This is a genomic window from Paracoccus panacisoli, assembly GCF_042435015.1.
Taxonomy (GTDB): Bacteria; Pseudomonadota; Alphaproteobacteria; order Rhodobacterales; family Rhodobacteraceae; genus Paracoccus; species Paracoccus panacisoli.
Genome location: NZ_JBHMQU010000061.1, coordinates 1 through 9,561, shown reverse-complemented (window position 1 = coordinate 9,561; position 9,561 = coordinate 1). Strand labels below are relative to the sequence as shown.

General features: G+C 64.5%; 7 protein-coding genes and 1 pseudogene. 6 read left to right on the top strand and 2 right to left on the bottom strand.

Annotated features, from left to right (window positions below; genetic code table 11):
* Window positions 1–18: 18 nt before the first annotated feature.
* Together ACFHYO_RS12470 and ACFHYO_RS12465 are read right to left on the bottom strand one after the other, a co-directional pair.
* Window positions 19–546 (bottom strand): site-specific integrase, encoded by a 528-nt coding sequence (locus ACFHYO_RS12470; RefSeq protein ID WP_394320781.1) that lies wholly within the window; start codon window positions 544–546, stop codon window positions 19–21.
* On the bottom strand, window positions 543–1,772 hold the full coding sequence (locus ACFHYO_RS12465) for a site-specific integrase (protein ID WP_007803583.1): 1,230 nt from the start codon (window positions 1,770–1,772) through the stop codon (window positions 543–545). The genes ACFHYO_RS12470 and ACFHYO_RS12465 overlap by 4 nt, the downstream gene beginning before the upstream one ends.
* Before the next feature lie 140 nt (window positions 1,773–1,912).
* On the opposite strand from ACFHYO_RS12465, the pseudogene ACFHYO_RS12460 reads away from it, so the two are divergent.
* The 6 genes and pseudogenes from ACFHYO_RS12460 to ACFHYO_RS12435 form a co-directional block, all read left to right on the top strand.
* Window positions 1,913–4,024: pseudogene (locus ACFHYO_RS12460) on the top strand (strawberry notch C-terminal domain-containing protein); the annotation flags it as partial.
* Window positions 4,024–5,067, top strand: a complete 1,044-nt coding sequence (locus ACFHYO_RS12455; protein WP_394320783.1) for a DUF7146 domain-containing protein — start codon at window positions 4,024–4,026, stop codon at window positions 5,065–5,067. The pseudogene ACFHYO_RS12460 and the gene ACFHYO_RS12455, both read left to right, overlap by 1 nt.
* A 337-nt stretch (window positions 5,068–5,404) precedes the next feature.
* On the top strand, window positions 5,405–6,340 hold the full coding sequence (locus ACFHYO_RS12450; RefSeq protein ID WP_394320778.1) for a DUF2493 domain-containing protein: 936 nt from the start codon (window positions 5,405–5,407) through the stop codon (window positions 6,338–6,340).
* 160 nt (window positions 6,341–6,500) lie between these two features.
* Window positions 6,501–6,917: a hypothetical protein gene (locus ACFHYO_RS12445; RefSeq protein ID WP_394320776.1), complete on the top strand. Its 417-nt coding sequence runs from the start codon at window positions 6,501–6,503 to the stop codon at window positions 6,915–6,917.
* 705 nt (window positions 6,918–7,622) lie between these two features.
* Window positions 7,623–8,024, top strand: coding sequence for a single-stranded DNA-binding protein (locus ACFHYO_RS12440; protein ID WP_080620484.1), 402 nt, complete (start codon window positions 7,623–7,625; stop codon window positions 8,022–8,024).
* Window positions 8,025–8,579: 555 nt separating this feature from the next.
* Window positions 8,580–9,128, top strand: a complete 549-nt coding sequence (locus tag ACFHYO_RS12435; RefSeq protein ID WP_394320774.1) for a hypothetical protein — start codon at window positions 8,580–8,582, stop codon at window positions 9,126–9,128.
* The last annotated feature ends 433 nt before the right edge of the window (window positions 9,129–9,561 follow it).

Below are 9,561 nucleotides of genomic sequence, written 5' to 3'. Positions count from 1 at the left end.
TGTCAGTTCACCCGGAGATTACGCCGCCGTCCAATTTCCACCACTTCCGAGACACGACCCGTCAAACCGCAGCAACCAGTGAGCCTGCGTCTCATACTGGTATCCCCGGTTTCGCATCAGCGCGACATGGTCACGCATGAAGTCGCCCAGAACGCTGCCGTAGGGCGCAGGCTGGCACAACGCGGCAAGTGCCTCGTCGGGATTGGGGGAGGCAAGAGCCCGCCAGATCGGCTTGTTCTGCTTGATATTGTGCTGCCTGCGAAGCTCGGCGACGGGATTGCCGGGGATCAACTCGTTCTGGACCAGATAGTCGAGGAAGCGGTCAACGATGCAGACCTGGTTCAACAGCGTCGACAATTTCCACCGCGTTGCCATGTCCCCCAGCCAGTCCTCGAGCATCTGGCGATCCACTGCTGAGTGCCGGCGCGCAACATCCTCGAAGCTGCGAAGGATCCACCGGTAAGTGTAACTGCTTCTCTGTCCGAACCGGGAGATGCGGAGAAAGTCCTCGACGGCAAGCAAATCGGGATCGTGCCAGGCGCTCATGACAGCACCTCCGATCCGGGCACGTCGAGCGCTACAGCCCGCAAATCTTCGGTGGCAAGTTTGAGATAGGCGTTGGTGGACTCGGTTGATCGGTGCCCGAGCACGTCGCCGATGATTTTTTGCGGAACCGACGCCCGCAGCAGTTCAACCGCACGCGCGTGGCGGAAGACATGTGGGCCACGCTTTCCCACCGGCACAACGCCTGCGGCCGCCAGGCGCCCGTCGACCATGCCATAGAGGTTCTTCATCCTGGTATAGGGTGCGAGGGAGCGGATGAAGACCTCCCGGCTTTCGACCTGCGGGCGCCCGAGGCGCAGATAGTCGAGCACCGCATCGCCGACCGGCGTCAGCAGCGGCATGTAGGAACAGGCATTGGTCTTGGTGTGACGGATGCGCAGCGAGTCCGCGTGCCAGTCGATGTCTTCGAGCCGGAGACTGCAGATCTCGCCTTCTCGCAGTCCGTAGATGGCGAGCATCAGCAAAATAGCATGGTCGCGCAGCCCCCTCGGCGATCTGTCCCTGGCGGTGGCCTTCAGAACCATGTCGATCTGGCTGCGGTCCAGGATCGAAGGAACATCCTCATAGGCATAGAGCATCGGGCCGATGACCTGCGGGCTCAAATCGGTCGGAACCCGCCCCGACAGGTGGAGATAGCGCAGCAGGGACCGAAGCCACGCAGCAGATGCCGCGAGCGATATCCGTCGCAGTCCGACCGCGCGCATGTCCATGTAGCGATCGATGTCCCGTACGGCCAAGCTTCGGAGACCGTCGGCACCACTGCGGCCGAAATACCAGTCCAGAAAGCGCCGCGCCTCCCGGAGCCGCGCGTCGATAGTTTCATCTGCCAGCCCGCGCTCGTCGCGCATCCAAGTTTCGTAATCATGGCAAATGGCGTGCCGGAGCATCTTAACGGGTTCGATTTCAGCCTCTGGCGGCCATGTGCCTTGGGCCAGCCGGAGCAACCTGCCGATCGCCGTATTTGGTAGCCTGTGCCAGCGCGAGCTGGGCGGCCGACCGTAGCGATCATGAAAGCAATGGACTGCGTGGAGAAAATACTGATCGACCTGCGCTGGCGTCACCATCGCCACCGGCATGTCGCGCTCGGCCAGGTAGTCCAGGAACCGACGGGCGTAGAGCCGATGGTTCGTCACGACCACCGGATTGTAGTTCTGCTCCGTGAGCGATTTCGCGAGCTCGGCGATCAGCTCGTCGTGCAACTTCAACATGAGTGTCTCCTCAGACGGTTGGAAAGCCGCCGAGGTTTGCAATCAAAATAATGCGCAGCAAAGGCCGCGCCGATATCCAGAAGCCAAGGAAAACACAAATGAATCCTGGACACCTTCGCATTATCGCGTCCTCGCGATTAGCCATCATCCACAACAACCTGGATGCCGCGATGCAGGCCGCCAACATCACCGGCGGCGACGGCGGCTCCGGCACGCTGAACCGGCAGGCCAAATCCGCCGCCCGCTCGGCCTTCGAGAGCGCCAAGCAGCGCTTTTTCGGGCACCTGCTCACGTCGATGAAAACCCCGACGCTGATCCGCTCGATCACCAGCGATCTGGAAGCGGGCCATTCCTCCGTCATCCAGATCGTCTCGACCGGCGAGGCGCTGATGGAACGGCGGCTGGCGGAGATACCCACCGAGGAATGGGGCGATCTGAAAATGGACCTGTCGCCGCGCGAATATGTCCTCGACTACCTCGCCCATTCCTTCCCGGTCCAGCTCTACGAGCCGTTCACGGATTCGGAGGGCAACCTGTCCTCCCGCCCGGTGTATCGCGACGGCCAGCCAGTCGAAAGCCGGGAGGCCGTGGCGCGGCGCGACGAGATGATCGCAAGCCTCGCCAGCCTGCCGCCGGTCCCCGGCGCGCTCGACCAGATCATCCAGCATTTCGGCACTGACACCGTGGCCGAGGTCACTGGCCGCTCGCGCCGGATCGTTCGCAAGCGCAGCGTGACCATCGACCGGCTGGTCGTGGAGAATCGCGCCGGTTCGGCCAATCTCGCCGAGACCCAGGCGTTCATGGATGATGGCAAGCGTGTGCTGGTGTTCAGCGACGCCGGCGGCACCGGGCGCAGCTACCACGCCGAACTCTCGGCGAAGAATACCCGGCTGCGCGTCCACTATCTCCTCGAAGCGGGCTGGAAGGCCGATGCCGCCATCCAAGGGCTTGGCCGCACGCACCGCACCAATCAGGCGCAACCGCCGCTGTTCCGGCCGATCTCGACCAATGTGAAAGCCGAGAAGCGATTTCTCTCGACCATCGCCCGCCGCCTCGACACGCTGGGCGCGATCACGCGCGGCCAGCGCCAGACCGGCGGTCAGGGTCTGTTCCGCCCCGAGGACAATCTGGAATCGCATTACGCCCGCGACGCGCTGCGACAGCTCTATCTCCTGCTCGTGCGCGGCAAGGTCGAGGGTTGCTCGCTGGAACGGTTCGAGGCCGCGACCGGGCTGAAGCTGATGGACAGCAATGGCATCAAGGACGATCTGCCCGCCATCACCACGTTTCTCAACCGTTTGCTCGCCCTGACCATCGAGCTTCAGGGCGTGCTGTTCACCGCCTTCGAGCAGCTTCTGACCGCGCGGATTGAGGGCGCCATCGCCTCGGGCACCTATGACGCCGGACTGGAGACGCTGCGCGCCGAAAGCTTCGTGGTGGCGGACCGGCAGGTGATCTACACCCATCCGCGCACCGGGGCCGAGACCAGCCTGCTGACTATCACCGAACGCAAGCGCAACCGGCCGGTGACGCTCGACGCCGCCTTGGCCGAACTCGATGATCTGCGTGCGAAGCTGCTGATCAACGAGCGCTCGGGTCGCGCGGCGGTGCAGATCCCCAGCACGAGCGTCATGCTGGATGATGGCGAGATCGAGCGCCGCGTCCGCCTGATCCGGCCGATGGAGGCCCATAACGTCCCGGTCAGAATGATGGGCGAAACCCATTGGGTCGAGGCCGACCGGGACGTCTTCGCATCGGCTTGGGAGGCCGAGGTTGCAGAAGTGCCGGAGTTTGCCGACAGCACCCTGCATATGGTCACGGGCTTGTTGCTGCCGATCTGGAAGCGGTTGCCCAATGACTCCACCCGCGTCTATCGGCTCCAGTCTGACGCCGGCGAGCGCATCATCGGCCGCAAGGTCTCCCCGGCCTGGGCGGCCAATGCGACCACGACCGGAACCGCATCGGTCACGCCGGATGACGCCTTTGCGGCGCTGATGGAAGGCCGGACGATCCTCGATCTCGCCGAGGGCCTTCAGCTTCGGCGGGTCCGCGTCATGGGCGCGAACCGGATCGAACTCTCCGGCTTTACCGACATGATGCGTCAGCGCCTCTCGGCCTATGGCCTCTTCCACGAAATCATCTCATGGAAGCTGCGCATGTTCGTTCCGGTCGATGGGACTGGCCCTGCCGTTCTCGGCAAGGTTCTCGACCGCTGGCCGGTCGAGCGCATCGGCGAGCGGGAGGCAGCATGATGCCCCGTCACGATGTCTCGGAACTGGCGATCCGTCTCGGTCGGGAGGCCGAGGCGGTCTGCCGCCATTATCTGTCGTCCGGCCAGCGCGCCGGACGATACTGGCTGGTCGGCGATGTGCAAAACACGCCTGGGCGATCCATGTTCGTCCGCCTCACCGGGCCGGAATCCGGCAAGGGCGCGGCGGGGAAGTGGACCGACATGGCCACTGGGGAGCATGGCGATCTGCTCGACATCATCCGGCAATCGCTTGGCCTCGTCGACTTCAAGGACGTGGCCGAGGAAGCGCGCCGTTTCCTCGCCCTCCCGCATCCCGAACCGGAGAAGACGAAGACGCCGACCGGCAGCACGTCCAGCGTGGCGTCCGGTTCGCCTGAAGCGTCTCGCCGCCTCTTCGCCATGGCGCAGCCGATCGGCGGCACGCTTGCGGAGATCTACCTGCGCGGGCGGGCGATCACCTCCCTCTCGGGCACCGCCGCGCTGCGCTACCATCCCCGGTGCTATTACAGGCCCGATGAGCATTCGCCCACCGAGATCAGGCCGGCACTCGTCGCCGCCGTCACCGATCTCTCCGGCCACCAGACCGGCGCGCATCGCACCTGGCTCGCCCCGGACGGTTCCGGCAAGGCACCTGTCGAAACACCGCGGCGGGCGATGGGCGACCTTCTCGGCCACGCAGTCCGCTTCGGCACTGCCGCTGAGGTTCTCGTCGCCGGCGAGGGCATCGAGACCGTGCTGTCGCCCCGTCAGGTTCTGCCCCACATGCCGATGCTGGCGGCGCTTTCGGCCGCTCACCTCGCTGCCATCCTGTTCCCGCCGTCCCTGCGCCGGCTCTATGTCCTGCGCGATCGCGACCCGGCCGGGGACGGCGCAAGAGACAGCCTCGCCTCCAGAGCAGCGAGCTTCGGGATCGAGGCGGTCACGCTCACGCCGGTCGAGGGCGACTTCAACGATGATCTGCGACGCCGTGGCGCCGATGCCCTCAGGGCGGCCCTGAAGGATCAGCTTCATCCCGAGGACATCCGCCGTTTCATGGAGCAGTGAGGATGTAATCGTTCCCGGAGGCGCGGCCCAACTCGTCACCTGCCGGTTTCGTTCGCTGGCCATCGGCAGGAGCATCCTTCGTCGGAGAGGCCCGCACCCACGGCCTTCTGAGAGGGCGATCGGCGCACAAACGGGCCGGGCAGGCAATGGCCGCTTTCGGACTATTTTCCGCCGGCGGGGACGAGCCCCGCCTTTGCATCGCGAAAGTCAAAATAGTCCGAACCCGGCCATCGAGGCCCTCGCGGAGTGGGCGAGGGCTGCCAACCCGTCCCGCCCGTGCGCGTCGACGCCTGCGAAGGCCGCGATGGGCGCGGTCTCCAGACAAAGGACGCTCCCGATGACGAACGAAACCTATTCCGCAGGCGACGAGCCGGTCCACACCTCCTCCCAGACCGATCACGCCCTCACCGAACTCCAGCTCTACGGCTGGCGTCCTTTCCAGGACGAACCCGATCCCAGGCCGCTGCCCGAGGGCAATACCGTCGCCAGTGCCGTCACCGACATCTTCGACGCCCTCGTCGCGACGCTCGGCGACACCCGCTTAGAGCCCGATCTCGAAGAGCTGCTCTGGGGGACGGTCAATCTCTTTCACCGCGCCGCCAGCCGGGTGGAACGCGATCTCGACGACAACGAGCAGGCGCAGCGCCGGATGCAGCGGGAACAGGACGGCAGCGAGGTGAAGTCGGTCGAACTCGAACGCCTCACGGCAGAGGGACAGACCCTCATCGAACGGCGCAACAGCATGGAACTCTTCCGCGATCTCGCCGCCGAGGCTTTCGAACACCACACCGGCAGCGCCTGGCGGCCGCGCAGCGGCTCGATGGTCAACCATCGCAACCTGACCGCCGCGATGATCGACAGCCGCGACTTCCTTGCCGCGAAACGCCGCGCCGAGACCGAGGTGATGCTGCCTGCCGGTCCCAAGGTGGCCGTGACCGGCGGCGCCGGTTTCAACGATCACCGGCTGATCTGGGCGAAACTCGATCAGGTCCATGCCAAGCACGCGGAGATGGTGTTGCTGCACGGTGGCACGCCCAAGGGGGCCGAGTTGATCGCCTCCCGCTGGGCAGACCACCGCAAGGTGCCGCAGGTCGCCTTCCGGCCCGACTGGACGAAGCACGGCAAGGCCGCACCCTTCAAGCGCAACGACGCGATGCTGGATGTGCTGCCGGTCGGCATCCTCGTCTTCCCCGGCACCGGGATTCAGGAGAATCTCGCCGACAAGGCCCGCAAGCTCGGCATCCCGGTCATGAAGTTCGACGGCGGCGCGTAAGCGCCGCCGTTCGGCGGCTTTCAGCCGCCAAACCTTGACAGGAAGCGAGGTCGAGCCTCTATTGGAGCATCCTTGTAGAACCGGCGAAGCAGAATAGTCGCAGGCGGAGCGCATCTCCCGGCAGCCTGTCGTGATCCTCAACCGTTCGCTGGAGGTTTCCATGACGTTGATCCTGCTCGCCATCTCTTTGACCATCACGGCCTGCGTGATCGCCTACAATCTCGCGATCTACGCTTTGCCCGTCATGTCGGCCATTACTGCCGCGCAATACGCTTGGGGCGCGGGAGCCAGCGTCCTGATGTCCGGTTTCGCTGCGCTCGGTGCGGCCCTGCTGTCCATCGTCTTGGTGATCGCGGTCCTGGGCTTTGCCAAGAACCCTGTTCTTCGCCTCATCGCGCTTGCCCTCTTCGCGGTGCCCGCCGTCATAGCTGGCTACGCGCTCGTCTATGGCGTCACGAAGAACGCCATAGACTCGACCCTCGCGCTCAACCTTCTGGGCGGCGTGGGCGGCCTGGTCATCGGCGTCTCGGCCATCATCAATCTGAACGCGCTCGGCGAGTCGGTGTTCTCGCGCTGAGCCGGCGCGCGCGATCCCGCAGTCTCATGGAAACCCGACGGCTGGACCACCGGGCTCCGGGCTTCCCGCTCAGAATGGGAAATCATGTCATCGCGGTCACGCTGCCGTCCTTCCTAGCCTGCTTCGCCCAACTCTGGAAGCCGGTCATCGGCGTGAATCCCGCTGACGCCGTGCGGTCGTTGCCCTCCGCATCCTTCCACTTCATTTCGTGAACACAGCCGCAATCACCTTCAAACCCTTGCCGCAATACTGCCGGACCTGACCTCGTGCCATTGATGCAGGTGCGATGCCGGTTCCGCGCTCCAGACCCGATGCCCGTCGTTTCTCGCCTCTGGCCACACAGCCTTCCAGCGGGGCGCGGACATGGCGGGGAAGTGGGTTAGATCTGGATGCCCGATGGCATGGATACGGATTCCAAGGGCCTGCACGCTGCTGCTACCGGCAGGGATGCCAATTCTGCTGCGCGTCCCCGATTGGCTCTCGAAGGCACCAATCCCTCCGACTGACTGATCCCCTAAGTCCGTTCGGTTTCCACCAGCAACCCCGGCGGCTCCGGACCGTGTTGCCGCGCGAGCGCGGCTGCCCGCCCCACTCCGGGCCTGAGGGGCAAGCTGCCGCAAGGGCGGCAGTTGCGGGAGTCTCCCGACGGCCTTGGCCGGGTCTCGTCGGAGGGATGGTCCCTCCGAGGAGCAACGGAGACTTACAATGCAGAACATCGTCATCCTCGCCGGCAACATCGGTCAGGCCCCCGAAACCCGCACCACCCAGGGCGGCACCTCGATCACCCACTTCAGCCTCGCCACGTCGCGCCCCAAATACTCGGAAGGCCGCGTGGTCCGTGACGAGAAGGGCTATCGGGTTCAGGACACGGAATGGCACCGCATCACCTGCTTCAACGGCCTCGGCAAGACGGTCCAGCAGTATTGCGACACGGGCATGAAGGTTCTGGTTCGCGGCCGCATCCACTACACGAAGTGGAAGGATGCGGAGGGCAACGACCGCTACGGCTGCGAGATCATCGCCGAGACCGTCGATTTCCTGAGCCGGGCGAAGCAGACCGAGAACGACGACGGCAAGTTCATCGACGACGATGACATCCCGTTCTGAGCGGGAAGCCCGGAGCCCGGCGGCGCAAGCCGCCGGGCCTTCCATGTTTACGGTGGGTCGCGCCCGCCGGCTCAGCGCAAGATTCCCCGCCGGAACGCCATGCGCCTTCGCGCCCGGCGTTCCGATTTCCTTGCCGGAGCATCGGGATCATTTCCAAAAACCGGGAACCACTTTTTGGTCCGATGCTCCCGGAATGAGTGGGGGGCAAGCCGCCCCTCTCAAACTCGCCCCATGAAGGTGCAGGGCCAGGCCCCGCCCCCTCAAACTCCCCCACCCATGGAGGGGAGACCCCTCCAAACCTCCCCTTTGGCGTTGCGCTGAATAATGTCGCGACCCCTAGTCGGGGCCGCGGGCTCCTCTCTCTCTGACTTCGGATCATGCACCAGCCACTCCGGCGTCAAGGACTTCGCGGTCCCCCAATTTTCAGCCGACGCCCAAGAACATCGTCAGAAAATCGGCTCCACCACTCGCCGCCGCTGGCGGTCGGCTTACGCGATCCCTGACCCCTCGCGGCAACAGTGCAGGCTCCTCCCGTCAGAACGAAAGGAGAAACAAATGTCTGATCTCGATTTCCTCAATCTCTCAAGAAGGCTTGGCCGCATCAGAACCAGGGTGCGCAAGAACTACTTCAGGTGCGACACTCGCTTTGCGCAGTCCCTCCATGAAAAGCTGCTTCTTGCCCTCAATGGCCATCTCAGGACTTGCCGCGAGGGCGCAAAGGTCCAGCGGCGGCTACGGAACGAAAGCGATCCGACGGTGCGCGAGTCCCTTGAACAGACCCTCGGCGACTGCATGGGCGATCTCGAATCCGGCGGCCGGGGGTTCTATCCTTGGCATCTGCTGGATGCCGTCGATGGTGACCCGGACTTCGGCGGATACCACCACCCCGTTGCGGCCATGTGGTGCAATGGCCCGATCCCGGAATGGATGACCGTCGAGGACAAGCATCTGTCCGGCCTTGGTCCCATCCTCCGGCAGATCGCTGCCCAGACAGGTATCCGCTTCACCACCTATCTCTGCGATGCCAGCATTGGCCCCGAGGGCGCGGGGCAACTCGACTCCGAGATCTACGAGCGCCCGGTCAGCAACTTCCGATACCGATAGCGAGGTGGCGGGCGGCGGAAGCCGCTCGCCACCTTTTCCCCTGTCGTAATAGCCATACCGACCGGATCGACCGCTCGGCAGGGCTTATGAAAGGGGGGCAAGCCGCCCCTCTCAAACTCACCCCATGAAGGTGCAGGGCAAAGCCCCGCCCCCTCAAACTCCCCCACCCATGGAGGGGAAACCCCTCCAAACCTCCCCTTCGGTTCCACCGAATATTGTCGCGGCCCCTGGTCGGGGCCGCGGGCTCTTCTCTCTCTGACTTCGGATCATGCACCAGCCACTCCGGCGTCAAGGACTTCACGGTCCCCCCAATTTTCAGCCGATACCCAAGGGCATCGTCAGAAAATCGGCTCCCCCGCTCGCCGCCGCTGTATCCGTCCGGCGTGACTGCTCTGCCACGGTAAGAGAGTGATCGATAGTGTCCACTATGGAT

Excerpts from the sequence above, each read along its gene's own strand:
- ACFHYO_RS12435 (WP_394320774.1), top strand. The coding sequence starts at position 8,580 with ATGTCTGATCTCGATTTCCTCAATCTCTCAAGAAGGCTTGGCCGCATC.
- ACFHYO_RS12450 (WP_394320778.1), top strand. The coding sequence starts at position 5,405 with ATGACGAACGAAACCTATTCCGCAGGCGACGAGCCGGTCCACACCTCC.
- ACFHYO_RS12465 (WP_007803583.1), bottom strand. The coding sequence starts at position 1,772 with ATGTTGAAGTTGCACGACGAGCTGATCGCCGAGCTCGCGAAATCGCTC.
- ACFHYO_RS12455 (WP_394320783.1), top strand. The coding sequence starts at position 4,024 with ATGCCCCGTCACGATGTCTCGGAACTGGCGATCCGTCTCGGTCGGGAG.
- ACFHYO_RS12440 (WP_080620484.1), top strand. The coding sequence starts at position 7,623 with ATGCAGAACATCGTCATCCTCGCCGGCAACATCGGTCAGGCCCCCGAA.
- ACFHYO_RS12445 (WP_394320776.1), top strand. The coding sequence starts at position 6,501 with ATGACGTTGATCCTGCTCGCCATCTCTTTGACCATCACGGCCTGCGTG.
- ACFHYO_RS12470 (WP_394320781.1), bottom strand. The coding sequence starts at position 546 with ATGAGCGCCTGGCACGATCCCGATTTGCTTGCCGTCGAGGACTTTCTC.